The following is a 19,918-nucleotide window of genomic DNA, read 5'->3' on the forward strand; positions in this document are numbered from 1 at the left end:
CAACTCAGGAGGACGCGTGACTACGCAGACGACCGATGTAACGGTGCCCCCAGCTGCTGCTGTGGCTCAGGGCCCCGCAGTGCTGGTGCTCGAGGACGGCACGCGATACGCTGGCCGCGCTTACGGTGCTACGGGCCAGACGCTGGGCGAGATTGTCTTCTCGACCGGCATGACGGGCTACCAGGAAACCCTCACTGACCCCTCGTACGCGGGGCAGATCGTCATGATGACGGCGCCGCACATCGGCAACACCGGCGTCAACGATGCCGACAAGGAATCACGCAAGATGTGGGCCTCGGGCTTCATCGTGCGCGATCCTGCGCGCCGCATCTCGAACTTCCGCGCCGAGCGTTCGCTCGACGAGGATCTCGTCGCGGACGGCGTCGTCGGCATCTCGGGTATCGATACCCGCGCTGTGACGCGCCGGATCCGCTCCGCAGGCGCCATGCGCGCCGGCGTGTTCTCGGGCGCGGCCCTCGAACTCAGCGATGACACGCAGCTCGCGCTCGTCATCGAGCAGGCCGGCATGGAGGGCAAGAACCTCTCTGAGCTCGTCACGACGCCCGAGCGCTACGACGTTCCCGTCGCCGAGGGCGTGGACCGGATCGGTACGATCGCCGTGCTCGATCTCGGTATCAAGCGCCAGACGGTGAGCTACCTCGCCGAGCACGGCTTCGACGTCGCAGTGCTGCCCGCCTCAACGACCATCGCGCAGCTGCGCGAGATTGCCCCCGACGCGGTGTTCTTCTCAAACGGCCCCGGCGACCCCGCCGCAAGCGGCGCTCAGGTCGAGCTGCTCGCAGAGGTGCTGCGCGACGGCGTGCCCTACTTCGGCATCTGCTTCGGCAACCAGCTGCTCGGCCGTGCCCTCGGCCTGAACACCTACAAGCTGCCCTTCGGACACCGCGGCATCAACCAGCCCGTGCTCGATAAGCGCACCGGCCAGGTACAGATCACGGCGCAGAACCACGGCTTCGCCGTCGAGGCTCCCATCGAGGGCGAGTTCGCCTCACCGGCCGGGTTTGGTCGCGTGCAGGTCAGCCACTACAGCCTGAACGACCAGGTGGTGGAGGGGCTCGAGTGCCTCGACATCCCCGCGTTCTCTGTGCAGTTCCACCCCGAGGCAGCGGCAGGCCCGCACGACGCCTTCTACCTTTTTGAACGCTTTGCAGATTCGGTTCGCGCGCACCAGCAGCGCGCCAACGCCGGCACCAAGGAGACCATCTAATGCCTAAGCGCACAGACATCAATTCTGTTCTCGTTATCGGCTCAGGGCCGATCGTCATTGGCCAGGCCTGCGAGTTTGACTACTCGGGCACCCAGGCCTGCCGCGTGCTGCGCGAGGAGGGCGTCCGCGTCATCCTCGTGAACTCGAACCCGGCCACGATCATGACCGACCCCGACTTCGCTGACGCGACCTACATCGAGCCGATCACCACCGAGGTCATCGAGTCGATCATCGCCAAGGAGAAGCCCGACGCGATCCTGCCGACGCTGGGCGGCCAGACCGCACTGAACGCGGCAATGGCACTGCATGAGCAGGGCATCCTCGCGAAGTACAACGTGGAGCTCATCGGTGCGAAGCCCGAGGCGATCAACCGCGGCGAAGACCGCCAGATCTTCAAGGAACTCGTCCTTGAGTGCGGCGCTGACGTCGCAAAGTCGTACATCGCAAACACGGTCGAAGAGGCGAAGGAGTTCGCGAAGGACCTGGGTTACCCCCTCGTCGTGCGCCCCTCGTTCACCATGGGCGGTCTCGGTTCGGGCTTCGCCTACACCGAGGAGGAGCTCGTACGCATCGTCGGCGACGGCCTGCACTACAGCCCCACCACCGAGGTACTGCTCGAGGAGTCGATCCTCGGGTGGAAGGAGTACGAGCTCGAGCTGATGCGCGACAACGCCGGCAACTCGGTGGTCGTGTGCTCGATCGAGAACTTCGACGCCGTTGGCGTGCACACGGGTGACTCGATCACCATGGCACCCGCGCTGACGCTCACGGACCGTGAGTACCAGAACCTGCGCGACATCTCGATCGACATCATTCGCTCGGTGGGCGTCGACACGGGCGGCTGCAACATTCAGTTCGCCATCGACCCCAAGACCGGTCGCGTCATCGTGATCGAGATGAACCCCCGCGTCTCGCGTTCCTCGGCGCTCGCGTCGAAGGCTACCGGGTTCCCGATCGCCAAGATCGCCGCGAAGCTCGCACTGGGCTACCGCCTCGACGAGATCACGAACGACATCACGCAGAAGACGCCCGCGAGCTTCGAGCCCTCGATTGACTACGTCGTGGTGAAGGTTCCCCGCTTCGCGTTCGAGAAGTTCCCCGCCGCCGACGACACGCTGACCACGACCATGAAGTCTGTGGGCGAGGCAATGGCGATCGGTCGTAACTTCACGACCGCACTGCAGAAGGCGCTGCGCTCGCTCGAGAAGCGCGGCAGCTCGTTCCACTGGGGCGAGGAGACCCGCCCGGTTGAGGAGCTGCTCGAGACCATGGTGCGCCCCACCGACGGCCGCATCATCGACATTCAGCAGGCATTCCGTCTCGGCGCATCGATCGAGCAGGTTTTTGCTGCGACCGCGATCGACCCCTGGTTCCTCGACCAGATCGTGCTCATCAACGAGGTCGCTGACCGCGTCAAGGCTGCAGCGCAGCTCTCGATCGAGCTGCTCACCGAGGCGAAGGACCACGGCTTCTCGGACGCTCAGATCGCGCAGCTGCGCGGCGTCAGCGAGTCTGAGATTCGCGGCCTGCGCCACGGCCTCGGCCTGCGCCCCGTCTTTAAGACGGTCGACACGTGCGCCGGCGAGTTCCCCGCGCTCACGCCGTACCATTACTCGTCCTACGACCTCGAGACCGAGGTGACGCCGTCTGATCGCAAGAAGATCGTGATCCTCGGTTCGGGCCCCAACCGCATCGGTCAGGGCGTCGAGTTTGACTACTCGTGCGTGCACGCCTCGTTCGCCCTGTCTGAAGCGGGCTACGAGACGATCATGATCAACTGCAACCCCGAGACGGTTTCGACCGACTACGACACGAGCGATCGTCTCTACTTCGAGCCGCTCACGCTCGAGGACGTGCTCGAGGTCATCCACGCAGAGCAGGCTTCGGGCGAGCTCGTCGGCGTCGTCGTGCAGCTGGGTGGCCAGACGGCCCTCGGACTCGCGCAGCCGCTGAAGGACGCTGGCATCCCGATCCTGGGCACCACGCCTGAGGCGATCGACCTGGCTGAGGAGCGCGGCGCGTTCGCCGAGATTCTCGACCGCGCTGGCATCCTCGCGCCCCGCAACGGCACCGCTATCGACAAGGAGGGCACGATTCGTGTCGCCGAGGAGATCGGTTACCCCGTACTCGTGCGCCCCTCGTTCGTGCTCGGCGGCCGTGGCATGGAGATCATCTACGACACGGCATCGGTGCACGGCTACTTCGAGCGCATCGAGGGCCACGCCCTTGTGGGCCCGGGCCACCCGCTGCTGATCGACCGCTTCCTCGACGACGCGATCGAGATCGACGTTGACGCGCTCTTCGACGGCGAGCAGCTCTACGTGGGCGGCATCATGGAGCACATCGAGGAGGCCGGAGTTCACTCGGGCGACTCGAGCTGCACCCTGCCTCCCATCACCCTCGGTCACGCTGACCTGGCCCGCGTGCGCGAGGCGACCCAGGGCATCGCCGAGGGCATCGGCGTGCGTGGTCTGCTGAACGTACAGTTCGCGATCGCTCAGGGCGTCCTCTACGTGCTCGAGGCAAACCCCCGCGCAAGCCGCACGGTTCCGTTCGTCGCAAAGGCGCTCGGCATCCCGGTAGCAAAGGCCGCATCGCGCATCATGGCTGGCGAGTCGATCCAGCAGCTCATCGACTCGGGCTTCCTGCCCGAGCGCGACGGCTCGCGCGTGCCGATCGATGCTCCGATCGCGGTGAAGGAGGCCGTGCTTCCGTTTAAGCGCTTCCACACCAAGGACGGCCAGGTCGTTGACTCGCTGCTCGGGCCCGAGATGCGCTCGACCGGTGAGGTCATGGGCATGGACCGCGACTTCCCGACCGCGTTCGCAAAGAGCCAGGCCGCCGCAGGCAGCGCGCTGCCCACCGAGGGCACCGTGTTCCTGTCGGTTGCCGACCGTGACAAGCGTGCGGTTGTGCTGCCGGCCCTGCGTCTGCAGGAGCTCGGCTACACGATCCTCGCCACCCAGGGCACCCAGGTGGTTCTGGCGCGAAACGGCATCAAGTCGCAGACGGTGCTCAAGCACTCGGCCCGCAACGAGGGCGAGACCATCGTCGATCTGATCAACGGCCAGCGCGTCGACATGATCGTGAACACCCCCTCCGGCAGCGCGGCTCGCGCCGACGGCTACGAGATTCGCGCGGCTGCGGTTGCTGCGGGTATCCCGGTGTTCACGACGATCTCGGAGCTCTCCGCAGCAGTCGGCGCGATGTCGGCCTCCGCAATTGCTTTCGATGTGAAGTCGCTGCAGGAGTACGAGGCAGACCGCGTCGATGCACGGGCTACACAGGGCGCGTGATGACCAACGCATCACCCACGTTCGGGGGGAGGCTCGCCGCGGAATTCGCGGCGGGCCACCACCTGTGCGCCGGCATTGATCCCCACGAGGCGCTGCTCGCTGACTGGGGCGTGGCCGACGATGCTGCTGGCGCTGAGCGGATGGGCCGTGACGTCGTCGCGGCCGCCGCCGGCGTCGCCGCGTGTGTAAAGCCGCAGATCGCCCTGTTCGAACGGTTCGGCTCGGCCGGGTTCGCCGCCCTCGAGCGCGTCTTTGCCGACGCGCGCGAGGCTGGCCTGCTGGTCGTCGCCGATGTAAAGCGGGGCGACATCGGATCCACGTTTGCGGCTTACGCGAACGCCTGGCTGATGCCCGGGGCACCGCTCGAGGCCGACGCGATGACGGTGGTCGCCTACCAGGGCTTTGAGAGCCTGGCCGGGGCGTTCACGCACGTCGAGCACCACGGCAAGGGCCTGTTCGTGCTCGCCGCGACCTCGAACCCCGAGGCGCGCGAGGTGCAGCGAGCAGTGCGCGCCGACGGCCGCACGGTCGCAGCGGCCATGGTCGCTGACGCCGAGGCATGGAACGGTGCGCACGAGGCCGCACGCACCGCGGCAGGGTCCACTCCCGACGCGGTCGGCTCGATCGGGGTGGTGCTCGGCGCCACCCTCGAACTCGCCGACTTCGGCATCGAGACGGGGGAGCGGCCTGCGGGACCCGCACTGCCCGTGCTCGCGCCCGGCTTCGGCCACCAAGGCGCCCGCATCGAGGATGCGCACCGCATCTTCGGCGGCATCGGACAGGCGCTGCTGGCGAACGAGTCGCGCAGCATTCTGCGCGGTGGGCCCACGGGCCTCGCGATCCGGATCGAAGAGCGAGCCGCCGCAATTCGCACCGCGCTCGAACAGTAACGCCTCGCGCGTCCAGTAACTCCGCAGCACCAAACGCTCGGTGGGCAGCCTTGGCTGCCCACCGAGCGTTTTGCATTTGCTGAAAGCGACGTGCCCGTCTCGCGGGTAATGTGGCCTGACCGGGCAGAATGAGGGTATCGTGGGGATAATGAGCGAGAAGATGCACTCGGGTGCTCACCCGATGCCTACAGTTGATCGGGCGGCCGCAAGCCGTGCCGCAGTCGCGGCCCGTCAGGCCCGCGCCGAACTCAAGCGCAAGCTGCGCAGCGGTGAGATTACCCCGCTGCGCGTGCTCGAGCAGTCTCTCGTGCCGAGCAGCGCTGCGGCGACGCTTCGCATTACCGACTTCCTGCTATCGTTCCCCGCGATTGGTGAGGTGAAAGCCGACCGCGTGCGACGCGAGCTTGAGATCTCTGAGAAGAAGCGCCTGGGCGGCCTCGGCAAGCTGCAGCGTGACCGGCTGACCGATTTCGTGCGGGACCGCATGGGCGTGGCAGATCAGGGCGCTCGTCCGCCCCTCACCGTGCTCGCCGGGCCCACGGCCGTAGGCAAGGGCACGGTCGTCAGCTACATTCGCGAGCACTTCCCTGAGGTGCGACTGTCAGTGTCGGCGACGACCCGGGACCCCCGCCCCGGCGAGGTCGACGGCTCGCACTACTACTTTGTCGATGAGGAGCGCTTCGACCGCATGCTCGCGAGCGGCGACCTACTCGAGTGGGCCACCGTGCACAACAAGTACCGCTACGGTACGCCGCGCGGCCCCGTGGTCGAATCTGCTGAGCGCGGTGAACTGATGCTGCTCGAGATCGACCTCCAGGGCGCCCGCCAGGTACGCGCGAGCATGCCCGAGGCCAAGCTCGTGTTCCTCGCCCCGCCCAGCTGGGACGAGCTGGTGAATCGGCTGGTTGGCCGCGGCACCGAAGACGAAGAGGAGCGCGCGCGCCGGCTCGAAACCGCAAAGGTGGAGCTGGCGGCAGCAGAAGAGTTTGACGAGATCATCGTGAATGATGAGGTTCCCCGCGCGGCCGAGCAACTGCTCGCCGTGATGCGTGGCGAGCGGAACGCGAGCGCATGACCCTCCTACCCCAGATGCACGCCGCGCTCGCTCTGATCGGCGCAACGGCGGGTTCGGCCGATCAGGTGGAGCTTGATCCGCAGCAGTTCTGGGGCATCCCCGTCGCCCTCGTTGGTGCGGTGTTCCTCGCATTCGGTGCCCAGTATCAATCACGCGGCCTGAACAAGGTCGAGCGGCTCACGGGCCAAAGCGCTGGCTCGGGGCTTTCGCTGCGGCACATATTGAAGCTTGTGGCGCGCCCATCATGGTTGATTGGCACGATCCTCCTCGGCCTCGCCGTCGTCTTTCAAATCGGCTCGCTGTCGCTGTCGCCACTCATCGTGGTGCAGCCCATTGGCGTCGTGGGGCTCGTCATCACCTCGGTGCTGAACTCCCGTCTCAGCGGAGTAAAGCTGGGCAAGCGCGCCCGCGCCTCGATCGCCATGTGCGTGGCCGGCATCGTCGCGTTCGTGACCATTGCTGCATTCAGCGCCGCCGATCGGCCCGTCACCGACCAGAAGCTCATCACGATTCTCGTGTTGTTTGGCATCGTGTTTCTCGCGACGGTGGTCACGCTGATTGCCCTGCGCCACCGCGCAATCGCGCTGCTCTACATCGTGGGGGCGGGCGTGCTCTACGGCTTCGTAGCAACCTTCGCGAAGGCTGTCATTGGGCGCATGCAGCAGGGCGAGTTCGACTGGCTCACCTGGGTGTGTGTGCTCGCACTCGTGTCGGGCGCCCTGGTGGGCATGGTCTACGTGCAGAACGCCTACTCTTCGGGGCCGCCCGATCTGGTGGTCGCGGGGCTCACCGTCATCGACCCGCTCGTCGCGGTGCTCATCGGCATCGTGGTGCTGAACGAGGCCGCCGGAGCCTCGGGCTGGGCCATCCTCGGATTCGTGCTCTCGGGCATTGTCGCGGTCATCGGTGTGGTGGGGCTCGCAAAATTTCACCCGCAGACCGGCCAGTCGGTGCTGGTGGACGAGCACGCAGAGAACTCACGCAGCTCGGACACGGCTGGCAGCTGAGCCTGCAGTTAGGCTCGTGGCGCCCCGCGGCCGGGCCGAAAGGCCGACACCGTGGGTTCGTGCGCGATCCAGAATCGCCACGGAAATGCCGGGCCGCCAGCTTCGCCCGCGACTCCGACGCGGGGCCCGGATTGAATACTCGTGAGATCGAAACTCGCAGTTCGCGGATCCACGCGAAATGGGGGCGCGAACAGGTCGAGCCCGTCGTGGGTCTCGCGCGCGAGACCCAGGGCCGCGGCAACGTTGCCCGGGCCGCGAGCCAGCATGCGCGCGCTGATGGCGGGCGCATCGGGATCCGGATCGTGCGTGCCGCGCCGCTTGCGGTGGCGTCGCGCCTCAGCAAGCACTGCCCCGTCGATGATCTCGCCCGAGCGAATCAGGACGCCCGAGGCGACATCTTCGGGGGAGCAGACCATGTTGATCGCATGGTGCATGCCGTAGCTGAAGTAAACGTAGGCGTGGCCGGGTGGGCCGAACATAGACCCGTTGCGGTCGGTGCGCGCCCGGCGCGCGTGGGAGCCGGGGTCGTAGGGGCCGGGGGCCCCGAGGCCGTGGTACGCCTCCACCTCGGTGATGCGGAGCGTCACCGAACCAGCCTCGGACTCGACGGTCAGCTGCGCGCCGAGCAGCCGGGGCGCCACTTCGAGAGCCGGGGGAAGAAAGAACGCGCGATCCACCTCTCCAGTGTGTCACTGTTGCGCGGAGTACAGTGAGAACGTGAGTATTCAGTTTCAACCACCGATCAGTCCCGACGAGCCGCAGAGCGCCGGTGCGGGCATACCTCGCCGCCCCAGCGGAGTCTGGGGTTTCGTCGCGGGTGGCGTCATGATCGCCGCGGGCCTCGGCCTGATCGTGTGGCCGATTTTCGCGGCCACCTGGCTGCTGGGCGTGCTCGTGGGCGCGGCCCTACTGGTCAACGGGATCGGGCTCATGACCCGCGGTGGCGTGGGTCTGATCGGCGGCGCACTGCTCGGGCTCCTGGGCGTGCTCGCATTTCTCATGCCCGATGCGATCGCGACCGCGATTGTGACGTTCGCGGGGGTCGGCTTCATCGCCCTCGGAGCGATCTGGATCGCGTTCGCCTCGCGATTCATTGCCGCGGCGGCCGCGCGCGCCGGTGGGCGTGGCCTCGGGAAAGTTACCGCGCTATTGCCCGGAGCGCTGCTCGCCGCGGGCGGGGTGGTCGCCCTCATCTGGCCCGACCTCGCCCTCGCGGTCGTCGCCGTGATCGGCGGCCTCTGCCTGATCGCTCTCGGCGTCTTCGTCGTGTGGCTGACGCGCAAGCTGCGCCGCGGTGGCCCGGCGTCGCAGACGACGATTATTCTGTAGCCAGCGTCGCAGAGACAGCAAGAGCCCGGTGAGACTTCACCGGGCTCTGTGTCGGTAGGGCGGACGGGACTTGAACCCGTGACCGAACGATTATGAGTCGTGTGCTCTAACCAACTGAGCTACCGCCCCAAGACAACCCTCTCATCTTAGTGGGTTTCGCAGGCGCGCCAGCATTTGCGGCTGGCGTGCCGCCGCGTCACCTGGCAGTCGCCCGAGGGGTACCAAGCGTAGCCTCACCTTGCTTGATTGCGCGCCAAAAACGCGTAGCGTTAGGGGTGTTCGCACGACAGCGACCACTGAAAGGAACACACCGATGGCCACCAAGCAGATCACAGTTCCCGCGGCGCAGGGTGACCTGCACCGCCCCACCGGCGTTGCACAGTACCTGACCCCGGTCGTGCACGACCTCATCGCCCTTGCCGTCAACGGCAAGCAGGCGCACTGGCACGTGCGCGGCGAGAACTTTATCGGGGTACACGAGTTTCTCGACGATGTCGTCGCGCACGCGCAGGACGCATCAGACACGGTTGCCGAACGCATCGTCGCACTCGGCCTGCCGATCGACGCCCGCCTCGGCACGGTTGCCGCGCGCACGTCCACGCCGGCGCTGAGCGACGGGTTTCAGAAGTCGAGCGTCACAGTACGCGAGATCGTAGCCCAGATCGATGCCACGCTTGAGACGGTCTACGCGGCAGTGAAGGGACTCGACGATATCGATCTCGTGAGCCAAGACCTCGTGATCGCGATTGCGCAGCAGCTCGACAAGGATCGCTGGTTCCTCGTCTCGCACTTCGCCGAGTAACGTCACACGCGCGTGACCGGTTCGGAAGCGCGTAACAGGGTGGGTGTGATCCTTATTGATCGCACCCACCCTTGAGTTGCCCTGGGGCAGCCGCAGGCCCTCAGACGCTACGGCTTGAGCAGCACCTTGCCGACTCGGCCGGGGGCCGTGCTTGTGGCGACAGCGGCGCTAAAGTCCTCGAGCGCGAATGTGCCCGAGACCGGCAGTGTGAGCGTTCCGTCGAGCACGCGCCCGACGAGCTCACCGAACAGGCGGCCCTTGACGTCTGCGGGCATGTCTCGCATGACGATGCTGCCCCAGAAGCCCTGAACCGTGGCCTGTTTGAAGATGACGTCGCTCGATGCGATCTGCATTGTAGGCGATGCCATCGCGCCAAAGACCACAAGGGTGCCATTTGTCGCGAGGGTCGACAGGACGTCGCCCACTGCCGTGCCGCCAACCGAGTCGATGCCGACGCGGATCTCGGCACCGCCGGTCACTTCTTGGAGCTGAGCGCGCCAATCGTCGTGATCCGTCGCAATGATCCGCTCGATGCCGCTGGCGCGAAGCTCCTCGACACCGGCGCTGCGGCGCACGAGACCCACGACGTTGATACCGCGGGCTGCGCCGAGCTGAGCCACCATGCGTCCTACCGCGCCATTGGCGGCATTCTGGATGAGCCAGTCGCCCGCGCTGAGCCCGAGCGAGTCAAGCAGGCTGAGTGCGCTAAACGGCATAGAGACGAGCTGAGCAGCCATCTCGTCGGTCAGGGGTTCGGGCACTGGAATGAGCCCGGCCGCGTTCGCAACGAAGTACTCGGCCCAGATGCCAAAGGTTCCGCCCGTCGCAACCCGCTGGCCGATCTGCAGGTGATCGACCCCCTCACCCAGCGCGTCAATCACCCCGACGGCCTCGGTGCCAGCAAGCGCTGGCAGTTCTGGCTTGAACCCATACGTGCCTCGAGCGGTCAGGAGGTCATGGTTGTGGACGGCCGCGAGGAGCGTGCGCACACGGGCCTGCCCGGGCCCAGGCTGGGGGATCGGGCGCTCAACGACGGCGAGCACGTCGGCCGGAGCGCCGAACTCCTGCTGCACGAGTGCGCGCATCGTGTTGGTGCCGGTAGTGGAGTCGGAAGTATTGGTCACGGTGAAGTCCTTAGCGTTGTGTGAATTCGGTTATGACGTGGAGTCGGTGCGGGCTTGCGCGCTGACCGCCTGCATCGTCTCAGTGAGATGCCGCAGCGTCTCGATCAGCGCGGTGGCAGCCTCCATGTCGGGGAGTCCGGTGCCAGCCGCGATCTGACGGGGAATATCGGAAAGCTCTGCGCGGAGCGACAGCCCCCGTTCGCCCAGCACGACGGTCACCACGCGCTCATCGTCGGCACGGCGCTCGCGGCGCACCAGTTCTCCCTGTTCCATGCGGCGAAGCAGGGGAGACAGCGTGCCTGAGTCGAGCTGCAGATGGTTGCCGAGTGAGGTGACTGACTGCTCGCCATCAATCCACAGTGTCGCGAGCACGAGGTATTGCGGATAGGTGAGCCCCCAGGGTTCTAGGAGCTGGCGATAGGCCTGCGTGGTGGCCCGGGTCGCTGCGTAGAGCGAGAAGCACACCATCTCTCGTGTGATCGACATGTCACTATTCTTGTACACAACTAGATTGTGCACAACTTATATTCGCCACGGGCGAACCTTGACAGGTTCCGGGCGCCTACGAAACGGCTGAGAGGCCCGAGGAGATGTACTGCTCGACGAAGCGTCCGAGCACCATGTGGGAGGCGCGCACGTCAGCGCGCTCGACGCCCTCGATGATGGAGTCGACCTCGCTCGGCTCGAAGTAGCCGTGGTTTGCGTAGGTGCGCACGCGCGACGTAAACGATGCGGTGTCGAGCTCGGGGTGAAACTGCGTCGCGTAGACGTTATCGCCGATGCGAAAGGCCTGCACGGGACAGGTGGGGGAGCTCGCCAGCACCGTGATGGTGTCGGGTACTTCGGCGATCGCTTCCTTGTGCCCCACAAACGCATCGAACGTGGCGGGCAGCTGGTGCAGCAGGGGGTCAATGAGGCCAGCATCGGTGAGACTGATGCGCGCGGCCTGTGAGCTCTCACCGTAGGTGCGGTCGACGCGCGCCCCCTGATGCGCCCCAATCGTGCCGATACCGTAGCAGACACCCAAGAATGGGAAGTCGATGCGTACAACCTCGGTGAGCAGCTCAGACAGCTCGCGTTCGACCCGCAACTCGACAGGGGACTTCTGTTCGTCTGGCTCGCTCACCGTAAACGGGCTCCCCGCGAGGATGATCCCGGAGTACGCCGCGAAGTCAATGGCCCCGAGCGGGCCCGACTCGATCCGGCGCCACTCGAGGTCCTCAGGCAGCAGGCCCGTGAGGCGACAGTAGGCCGCGTGCTCATCGGCGGCCTCGGCGTCTTCACCGCGCGTGGTGATGAGCAGAAAAGGCTTCATATCAGTACCGTATCGTGCGGCCGCTTGCCGCGCATGCGTGAGACACCGCGGCCGCAACACACCGTAACCCGAGGGAACGAAGCGCTGCGGCCGCGGCAGGGAAAATGCGAACTAGTTGTACGAGCGAACCGCGAGAACCGCGTTGTGTCCGCCGAACCCAAACGAGTTTGAGATGGCCAGCTGGGGGCCAGCATCGAGCGCCTGAGCCTCAACCGACACCTTGAGCGGGATCGCGGGATCCTGCTCAACGAGGTTGATCGTCGGAGGCGCCGTGCGGTTATGCAGCGCGAGCACCGTGAACATGGCCTCGAGCGCACCAGTGCCGCCGAGCAGGTGGCCGGTGGCCGCCTTCGTGGCCGACACGGGGATCTCGTGCACGCGGTCACCGAACACGCGCTTGAGAGCCGTGTACTCGGCGATGTCGCCCACGGGGGTCGACGTGGCGTGCGCGTTGATGTGCGTCACATCGGCCGCGGTTGCGCCCGCCTGCTCGAGCGCAAGCTCGACGGCGCGGCTCGCGCCCTTGCCCTCGGGCTCGGGGGCCGTGATGTGGTACGAATCAGCGGTCACGCCGCCGCCAGCAATCTCGGCGTAAATGCGAGCGCCGCGAGCGAGCGCGTGCTCCTCGGTCTCCAACACCAGTGCGGCTGCGCCCTCGCCCATGACGAAGCCGTCACGGTTCAGATCGTAGGGACGCGACGCAGTCGCGGGATCGTCGTTGCGCTTCGACAGCGCCTGCATCGAGCTGAACGATGCGAGCGTGATCGGGTGGATCGCCGCCTCTGAACCGCCAGCGATCACGACATCGGCGTACCCGGCCTGAAGATGCTCGTAGGCGTTGACGATGGCTTCGGTGCTCGAAGCGCAGGCCGATGCGACGGTGCGTGCGTAGGCGCGCGCCTCAAAATGCATCGACACGGCCGCGGCCGGAGCGTTAGGCATGAGCATGGGCACCGTCAGCGGCAGAACGCGGCGAGGGCCCTTCTCACGCAGGGTGTCCCACGCGTCGAGCAGCGACCACAGGCCGCCGATCCCGGTAGCCCAGTCGACGCCGAGACGCTCGGTGTCGAGCTCGGGGCTGCCCGCGTCTGCAAACGCCTCCATGGCCGCGACGAGCGCGAACTGGCTGGAAGGGTCCAAGCGCTTCCAGACGGGGCGGGCGAGGACTTCTTCGGGCGAAACCTTTGCCTTGGCGGCAAAGGTGACGGGCAGGTCGTACTGCTCGACCCAGTCAAACCCGAGGGATCTGGCTCCGGAGGCTCCGGCGAGGAGTGCGTCCCAGGTCTCGGATGCTGTGCCACCGATGGGGCTCGATGCGCCGATACCGGTAACGACAATCTTCTTCGTCATATGTGAGTGCTCCACGTGGTGAAAAATTTTGGAGGCGGGGCGCAATGGCGCCCCGCCAGGAAATCGCTTAGGCCTGAGCCTTCACGATGAAGTCGACGGCGTCGCCGACGGTCTTCAGGTTCTTGACCTCTTCGTCGGGGATCTTGACGTCGAACTTCTCTTCTGCGTTGACGACGATGGTCATCATCGAGATCGAGTCGATGTCGAGATCATCGGTGAAGGACTTGTCGAGTGCGACAACGTCTGCGGCGATGCCGGTCTCGTCGTTGATGAGCTCGGCCAGGCCTGCGAGGACCTCTTCGTTGCTGAATGCCATAGTAGTTTCTCCTTGGATATTGATAGGGGCTGTAGAAGTTTAGGGGATCTCGACGACCTGAGCGCCGAACACGAGGCCCGCGCCGAAGCCGATCGTCAGTGCTAGGCCACCCGAGAGCTCGGGGTGCTCCTCGAGCAGCGCGTGCATCGCGAGCGGAATCGAGGCGGCAGACGTGTTGCCCTGCATCTCAATATCGCGGGCGACGACGACAGACTCGGGCAGTTTCAGCTGCTTCGCAAACTCGTCGATGATGCGCAGGTTGGCCTGGTGTGGAATAAATGCGGCGAGATCCTCGGGCTTGATACCCGACTCTTCGAGGGTGCGGCGGGCGACCTTCGCCATCTCCCACACCGCCCAGCGAAACACCGTCTGGCCGTCCTGGCGCAGCGTGGGCCAGGCGACCTCGGTCGGGTTCTCGCGGTACTCCTGGAACGTCGAGGTGACACGGATCGTGTCCCACTTCTCGCCGTCGGAGCCCCACACGGTCGGGCCGATGCCGGTGTGATCACTTGCGCCCACGACGACGGCTCCCGCGCCATCGGCGAGAAGGAAAGAGATGCTGCGATCGGTCGGGTCGATGATGTCAGAGAGCTTCTCTGCGCCAATCACGAGCACGTTCTTGCAGTTGCCCGCGCGCACGAGCGCGTCTGCCTGACCGACGGCGTACACGTAGCCGGCGCACGCGGCCGAGATATCAAATGCGGCGGCGGGGGTCAGGCCGAGGCGGTGGGCCGCAAGCGAGGCCATCGACGGGGTGACCGCGACGTTGGAAATCGTCGAGATGATGACGCCGTCGATCTCGCTGCGGTCGAGACCCGACTTTACGATGGCCTCTTCGCCCGCGGCGACGGCGAGATCTACCGCGGCAATCTCGGCGCTTGCGCGTCGACGCTGGATAATGCCCGTGCGCTGACGAATCCACTCATCCGAGGAATCGATCGGGCCCACGATGTCGTCGTTGGGAACGTCAAGATCGCCGCGGGCCGCACCGATCGAGAGGATACGGGTGTGGGCGGGGCCTGTCGGCTGAACGAGGGTTGCCATGAAAATCCTTTCGGTCGGCCTTAGTTGGCCGAGTCAGCGATCAGCTGGATCGCAGCGTCGAGGTCAGCTGGAGTCTTCACCGCGACGGTGGGTACGCCCTTGAGGGCGCGCTTTGCGATGCCGGTGAGGGCGCCCGCGGGTGCTAGTTCGATGAGACCTGTAATGCCGGCCTGCTGGAAGCTCTCCATGCACGCGTCCCAGCGCACGGGCTGGGCGATCTGCGACACGAGCAGCTCGACAAACCGGGCACCCGAGGTCACAAGCGAACCGTCCGCATTGGTCCACAGGGGGCGATCCGGATCGGACACGCTCACGCCCGCAGCTGCCTGCTGCAGCGTGGGGACCGCCGAGGCCATGTAGTCGGTGTGGAAGGCGCCTGCGACCTGGAGCGGGATCACGCGGGCACCGCGAGGGGCGTCCTCGGCGAGCGCTGCGAGGGCCTCGGGGGAGCCCGCGGCGACGGTCTGGCCGCCCCCATTGCGGTTGGCCGGGGTGAGGCCGTGGGCCTCAATCTTGGCGATCACGTCGGCTTCGACGCCGCCCACCACCGCGGCCATGCCGGTGCGCTCGCGCCCGGCAGCCTCGGCCATGGCTGCGCCACGGGTACCGACGAGCGCGAGCGCGTCACCGGCGGTCAACACGCCAGCGGCCGCGGCCGCGGCGTACTCGCCAACCGAGTGACCGGCAACGCCCACCCCGTCAAGCGACGTGCGTGCCGAAAGCTCGCGCCAGGCGAGCAAGCTCGCGGCGACGATCAGCGGCTGAGCAATCGCGGTGTCGCGAATCGTGTCGGCGTCACTCGTAGTGCCGTGCATCAGCAGGTCGACACCGGAGCGCGTCGAGGCGTCGGCGAGAAACTCCCGGGCCCCGTCGAGCTCGAGCCACTCGTTCAAGAAACCGGGGGTCTGAGAGCCCTGACCCGGGCAGGCGATTACAATCACGCTTTACAGTTTCTCAGATGACGGGTCGATTAACTGCATATAACCCACCATAAATGTAGAAAATCATTGTGGAATAGCTTCATTTCTTGGGGTTTGCGGCGCGCCTCGGGCCGTGTTGCGCGATTGAACCGGCGATGAGGGCCGACTGCAGGATGAGGGCCTCGCGGGCCCCCGTTGCATTCCAGCCGATGACCTCAGAGACCTTTTTGAGGCGATACCGCACGGTGTTGGGATGCACGAAGAGTTCGCGCGCCGTGGCCTCGAGCGAGCGGCCGTTGTCGAGGTAGCACCAGAGCGTCTCGAGTAGCTCGGTCGAGTGCGCGAGCAGCGGTTCGTAGATTTGCTCGATCAGAGTGCGCCGAGCAAGCCCATCACCCGCGAGCGCGCGCTCGGGGAGTAGATCGTCTGCGCCGACGGGGCGCGGTGCGTGTCGCCAGGAGCGCGCCACAGCAACGCCCGCGAGCGCCGCACGTGCACTGCGCGACGCGTCAAGGAGGTTCTCGACGGTGGGGCCCAATACGAGTGGCCCATCGGAGAAGCCCGAAGAGAGCCGCTTGGCGATTTCCAAGAACGAGAGCGGATCGGGCGTCTGCCCAGAAAGTGTCTGGGGCAACCGGGACTGGTCGACCCGACCCAACACGAGCACGAGCCGGGTGCCCTGCAAGCCGATGAGTGCATCGGCGCCAGCATGGCGGGCGTTGCGACGCAGCTGATCGACGTCGACGACGCGCTCAGCGGTGCCCACGAGCACCGCCACTTCGCCGTCACCGTGCCAGCCCAGGGCCGCAATCCGGCTGGGCAGCTCGTCGTCACTCTCACCCGTGAGGATCGAGTCGACGACGAGCGCCTCGAGGCGCGCGTCCCACAGGCCACGCGCCTCGGCAGCGCGAGCGTACACATCTGCCGCGGCAAATGCGACGTCGCGCGAGTAGTGCAGGATCGCCTCCCGCAGTGACTCGCTGCGGGGGGCCACACGATCCTCGACCACCGAGACCACCACGCGAATCAGCTGCAAGGTTTCTTGCAGACTGATCGAACGCAGCAGCTCGCGCGGGGCCGCGCTGAACACATCAGACGCGATCCACGGGGTCGAAGACGGATCCTCGTACCACTGAATGAACGAAGAGATGCCCGTTTGAGCAACGAGCCCGACCGCCGAGCGGCGACTGGGTGGCATGTTTCCGTACCATGGCAGCGTGTCGTCGAGCCGAGTAATCGTGCGGGTTGAGAGCTCGCCTGTGATGGTGCGCAGCCAGGCGAGCTCCTGCTCCTTCGTCCCCTCCATATGAGTGGTTATGCCTCCCCGCCGGCGCCGCCGGTGGTACCAGCGTTCACGTCAAGCAGGCGGTATTGGGCAGCAGCACGACGCGGTACGTCGGCCGAGATCTTGCCCTGGGCGGCGAGGCGCTGCAGCACCTTCACAACGATCGACTCGCGATCGATGTGGAAGAAGCGGCGGGCCGCGGCACGCGTGTCAGAGAAGCCGAAGCCGTCTGCGCCGAGCACCGAGTAGTCACCGGGCACAAACTGGCGAATTTGGTCGGGGACCTCGGTTGACCAATCGCTCACGGCCACCACGGGGCCTTCGAAGCCCTCGAGTCGCTGCGTCACGTACGGCACGCGGGGGGCCTCGTCCATGTTGAGGAAGTTGTGCTTCTCTGCCTCGACACCGTCGCGGCGCAGCTCTGACCAGCTGGTCACGCTCCACACCTCGGCGCTGACGTCCCAGTCACGAGCCAGGATCTCCTGAGCCTCGCGAGCCCAGGGGACAGCCACGCCCGAAGCGAGAATCTGCGCCTTGACACCCGCTGCCGGGCCAGCACTGACGCGGTGGATGCCGCGGATGATGCCGTCGACATCGGCACCCTCGGGCTCCGCCGGGTGCACGATGGGCTCGTTGTACACGGTCATGTAGTACATGACGTTCGGGTCCGAGTGCGTTCCGCCATACATGCGTTCGATGCCGGATCGCACGATGTGGCCGATCTCATAGCCGTAGGCCGGGTCATACGAGATCACAGCAGGGTTCGTGTTTGCGAGCACCAACGAGTGACCATCGGCATGCTGCAGGCCCTCACCCGTGAGGGTGGTGCGGCCAGCGGTGGCACCGATAATGAAGCCACGGGTCATCTGGTCTGCGGCAGCCCAGAATGCGTCGCCGGTGCGCTGGAAACCGAACATCGAGTAGAAGATGTAAATCGGAATCAGCGGCTCGCCCTGCGTCGAGTACGAGGTGCCAACCGCGGTGAACGCCGCGGTGGCGCCGGCCTCGTTGATGCCCACGTGCAGTAGCACGCCCTGCGGGCTCTCCTTGTAGGCGAGCAGCAGTTCGCGGTCTACCGACGCGTAGTTCTGGCCGTGCGGGTTGTAGATCTTCGAGGTGGGGAAGTACGCGTCCATACCGAAGGTGCGTGCCTCGTCAGGGATGATCGGCACAAAGCGCTTGCCGAAGCCCTTGTCGCGCATGAGATCCTTAAGCATGCGCACAAAGACCTGGGTCGTTGCGGCTTCCTGCGTGCCACTGCCCTTGGCCGCGATGGCATAGGACTTGGCTTCGGGAAGAGTCAGCTCGGCATGCGTGGTGCGACGCGAGGGCACGTAGCCTCCGAGCGCACGGCGGCGCTCGAACATGTATTGGATCGCCGGATCATCATTGCCCGGGTGGTAGTACGGCGGCTTGTAGGGATCGGCTTCAAGCTGCTCGTCCGAGATCGGGATGTGCATGGTGTCGCGGAAGAGCTTGAGATCCTCAAGCGTCATCTTCTTCATCTGGTGGGTCGCGTTGCGGCCTTCGAAGTGCGGGCCGAGGCCGTAGCCCTTGACCGTCTTCGCGAGGATTACGGTGGGGCGGCCCTTGTGGGCGAGTGCCTCAGCGTACGCGGCGTATACCTTGCGGTAGTCGTGACCGCCGCGGCGCAGCGCCCAGATCTCGTCGTCGCTCATGTCTTCGACGAGGCGAGCGGCACGCTCATCTTTGCCAAAGAAATTGTCGCGGATGTATCCGCCACTTTCGGCCTTGTAGGTCTGGTAGTCACCGTCGGGCGTCGTGTTCATGATGTTCAGCAGCGCACCATCGGTGTCGCGCTCGAGCAGGTCGTCCCACTCGCGACCCCAGACGACCTTGATGACGTTCCAGCCGGCACCGCGGAAGTAGCTCTCGAGCTCCTGGATGATCTTGCCATTGCCACGCACCGGGCCGTCGAGACGCTGCAGGTTGCAGTTGATCACGAACGTGAGGTTGTCGAGGCCCTCGTTGGCTGCGACCTGCAGCTGTCCGCGGCTCTCAACCTCGTCCATTTCGCCGTCGCCGAGGAACGCCCAGACGTGCTGGTCTGATGCGTCCTTGATGCCACGGTTCGTCAGGTAGCGGTTGGTCTGCGCCTGGTAGATCGCGTTGATCGGGCCCAGACCCATCGACACGGTGGGGAACTGCCAGAAATCGGGCAGGCTGCGCGGGTGTGGGTAGCTGGGGAGGGCGTGGCCCTCCTGCGACTTCTCCTGACGGAATCCATCAAGGTCCTGCTCAGTCAGGCGACCCTCGAGGAATGCGCGAGCGTAGATACCGGGGGAGGCGTGCCCCTGGATGAAGATCTGGTCGCCGCCGCCGGGGTGATCCTGGCCGCGGAAGAAATGGTTGAAGCCCACTTCGTACAGCGATGCGGCTGAAGCGTAGGTCGAAATGTGTCCACCGACGCCGATTCCCGGGCGCTGTGCGCGGTGTACGGTGACCGCGGCGTTCCAGCGAATCCACGAACGGTAGCGGCGCTCGAGCTCCTCGTTCCCGGGGAACGGCGCTTCGTCGCCAGCGGCGATCGTGTTGACGTAGTCGGTAGTCGGTACCATCGGCACGCCAAGATGCAGCTCACGCGAGCGAGCAAGCATGCTCGTCATGATCTCGCGGCCTCGGGCGGGGCCTCGCTCATCGACTACAGCGTCGAGAGACTCGCGCCATTCTGCCGTCTCCTGCGGGTCCACATCGTCTTGATCCGGCGCGTAGGGATCCTGTGTGTTCACAGCCAAGATTGTGCTCCATTCACCATGATGCGTGCCGGAGTAGCGCGGGTTCTTGCGCTAGAGCGGCACGGGGGATCCCGCTGATTCGCGGGCCGCCTACCAGACTAGCGAATATCGACGATAAAATCGTGATTTCTATGGCAGATAGTGTCAGTTCTCGCACAAAATTCGAGGCGCGCGGGGTGCC

At 65.8% G+C, this 19,918-nt stretch carries 17 protein-coding genes and 1 tRNA gene; 7 read left to right on the top strand and 11 right to left on the bottom strand.

Annotated elements, in window-relative coordinates; genetic code table 11:
• Positions 1 to 16: 16 nt before the first annotated feature.
• The 5 genes from carA to C795_RS0112735 all read left to right on the top strand — a co-directional run bounded on the left by carA (position 17) and on the right by C795_RS0112735 (position 7,496).
• On the top strand, positions 17 to 1,228 hold the full coding sequence (carA, locus tag C795_RS0112715) for a glutamine-hydrolyzing carbamoyl-phosphate synthase small subunit (protein WP_017794136.1): 1,212 nt from the start codon (positions 17 to 19) through the stop codon (positions 1,226 to 1,228).
• On the top strand, positions 1,228 to 4,524 hold the full coding sequence (gene carB, locus C795_RS0112720; protein WP_017794137.1) for a carbamoyl-phosphate synthase large subunit: 3,297 nt from the start codon (positions 1,228 to 1,230) through the stop codon (positions 4,522 to 4,524). The genes carA and carB overlap by 1 nt, the downstream gene beginning before the upstream one ends.
• Positions 4,524 to 5,414, top strand: a complete 891-nt coding sequence (pyrF, locus tag C795_RS0112725; protein ID WP_017794138.1) for an orotidine-5'-phosphate decarboxylase — start codon at positions 4,524 to 4,526, stop codon at positions 5,412 to 5,414. Before carB ends, pyrF begins: the two co-directional genes overlap by 1 nt.
• A 148-nt stretch (positions 5,415 to 5,562) precedes the next feature.
• The gene (gene gmk / locus C795_RS0112730) at positions 5,563 to 6,489 is read left to right on the top strand and encodes a guanylate kinase (RefSeq protein WP_017794139.1); all 927 of its coding nucleotides are present in this window, start codon (positions 5,563 to 5,565) and stop codon (positions 6,487 to 6,489) included.
• On the top strand, positions 6,486 to 7,496 hold the full coding sequence (locus C795_RS0112735; RefSeq protein ID WP_017794140.1) for a DMT family transporter: 1,011 nt from the start codon (positions 6,486 to 6,488) through the stop codon (positions 7,494 to 7,496). Before gmk ends, C795_RS0112735 begins: the two co-directional genes overlap by 4 nt.
• 8 nt (positions 7,497 to 7,504) lie before the next feature.
• Here the strand turns inward: C795_RS0112735 and C795_RS0112740 are convergent, their stop codons facing one another.
• Entirely contained in the window at positions 7,505 to 8,173 is a 669-nt protein-coding gene (locus C795_RS0112740) for a DNA-3-methyladenine glycosylase (protein WP_017794141.1), read from the bottom strand.
• A 40-nt stretch (positions 8,174 to 8,213) separates the two neighbouring features.
• On the opposite strand from C795_RS0112740, the gene C795_RS16070 reads away from it, so the two are divergent.
• Positions 8,214 to 8,825 (top strand): DUF308 domain-containing protein, encoded by a 612-nt coding sequence (locus tag C795_RS16070; RefSeq protein WP_017794142.1) that lies wholly within the window; start codon positions 8,214 to 8,216, stop codon positions 8,823 to 8,825.
• A gap of 55 nt (positions 8,826 to 8,880) precedes the next feature.
• On the opposite strand, the gene C795_RS0112750 is transcribed toward C795_RS16070, so the two are convergent.
• Positions 8,881 to 8,954 (bottom strand) — tRNA-Ile (locus tag C795_RS0112750).
• 184 nt (positions 8,955 to 9,138) lie between these two features.
• Between C795_RS0112750 and C795_RS0112755 the strand changes: the two genes are divergently transcribed.
• A complete protein-coding gene (locus tag C795_RS0112755; protein ID WP_017794143.1) occupies positions 9,139 to 9,627 on the top strand; it encodes a Dps family protein in 489 nt (162 codons plus the stop codon).
• 107 nt (positions 9,628 to 9,734) lie between these two features.
• Here the strand turns inward: C795_RS0112755 and C795_RS0112760 are convergent, their stop codons facing one another.
• From C795_RS0112760 to aceE, 9 genes are all read right to left on the bottom strand, one after another.
• On the bottom strand, positions 9,735 to 10,712 hold the full coding sequence (locus C795_RS0112760; protein WP_026139662.1) for a zinc-binding dehydrogenase: 978 nt from the start codon (positions 10,710 to 10,712) through the stop codon (positions 9,735 to 9,737).
• A gap of 69 nt (positions 10,713 to 10,781) precedes the next feature.
• Entirely contained in the window at positions 10,782 to 11,237 is a 456-nt protein-coding gene (locus C795_RS0112765; RefSeq protein ID WP_017794145.1) for a MarR family winged helix-turn-helix transcriptional regulator, read from the bottom strand.
• 76 nt (positions 11,238 to 11,313) lie between these two features.
• A complete protein-coding gene (locus C795_RS0112770) occupies positions 11,314 to 12,066 on the bottom strand; it encodes a glutamine amidotransferase (RefSeq protein ID WP_017794146.1) in 753 nt (250 codons plus the stop codon).
• A gap of 111 nt (positions 12,067 to 12,177) precedes the next feature.
• Positions 12,178 to 13,416, bottom strand: coding sequence for a beta-ketoacyl-[acyl-carrier-protein] synthase family protein (locus C795_RS0112775; protein ID WP_017794147.1), 1,239 nt, complete (start codon positions 13,414 to 13,416; stop codon positions 12,178 to 12,180).
• A gap of 67 nt (positions 13,417 to 13,483) precedes the next feature.
• A complete protein-coding gene (locus C795_RS0112780) occupies positions 13,484 to 13,732 on the bottom strand; it encodes an acyl carrier protein (protein WP_017794148.1) in 249 nt (82 codons plus the stop codon).
• Positions 13,733 to 13,771: 39 nt separating this feature from the next.
• Positions 13,772 to 14,776 (bottom strand): beta-ketoacyl-ACP synthase III, encoded by a 1,005-nt coding sequence (locus tag C795_RS0112785; RefSeq protein ID WP_017794149.1) that lies wholly within the window; start codon positions 14,774 to 14,776, stop codon positions 13,772 to 13,774.
• Positions 14,777 to 14,796: 20 nt separating this feature from the next.
• Positions 14,797 to 15,717 (bottom strand): ACP S-malonyltransferase, encoded by a 921-nt coding sequence (locus tag C795_RS0112790; RefSeq protein ID WP_017794150.1) that lies wholly within the window; start codon positions 15,715 to 15,717, stop codon positions 14,797 to 14,799.
• A gap of 79 nt (positions 15,718 to 15,796) precedes the next feature.
• Positions 15,797 to 17,002 (bottom strand): PucR family transcriptional regulator, encoded by a 1,206-nt coding sequence (locus C795_RS0112795; RefSeq protein WP_017794151.1) that lies wholly within the window; start codon positions 17,000 to 17,002, stop codon positions 15,797 to 15,799.
• Between the two features lie 8 nt (positions 17,003 to 17,010).
• Positions 17,011 to 19,737 (bottom strand): pyruvate dehydrogenase (acetyl-transferring), homodimeric type, encoded by a 2,727-nt coding sequence (gene aceE / locus C795_RS0112800; RefSeq protein ID WP_017794152.1) that lies wholly within the window; start codon positions 19,735 to 19,737, stop codon positions 17,011 to 17,013.
• Positions 19,738 to 19,918: the final 181 nt, after the last annotated feature.

This window comes from Leucobacter salsicius M1-8 (assembly GCF_000350525.1).
GTDB lineage: Bacteria > Actinomycetota > Actinomycetes > Actinomycetales > Microbacteriaceae > Leucobacter > Leucobacter salsicius.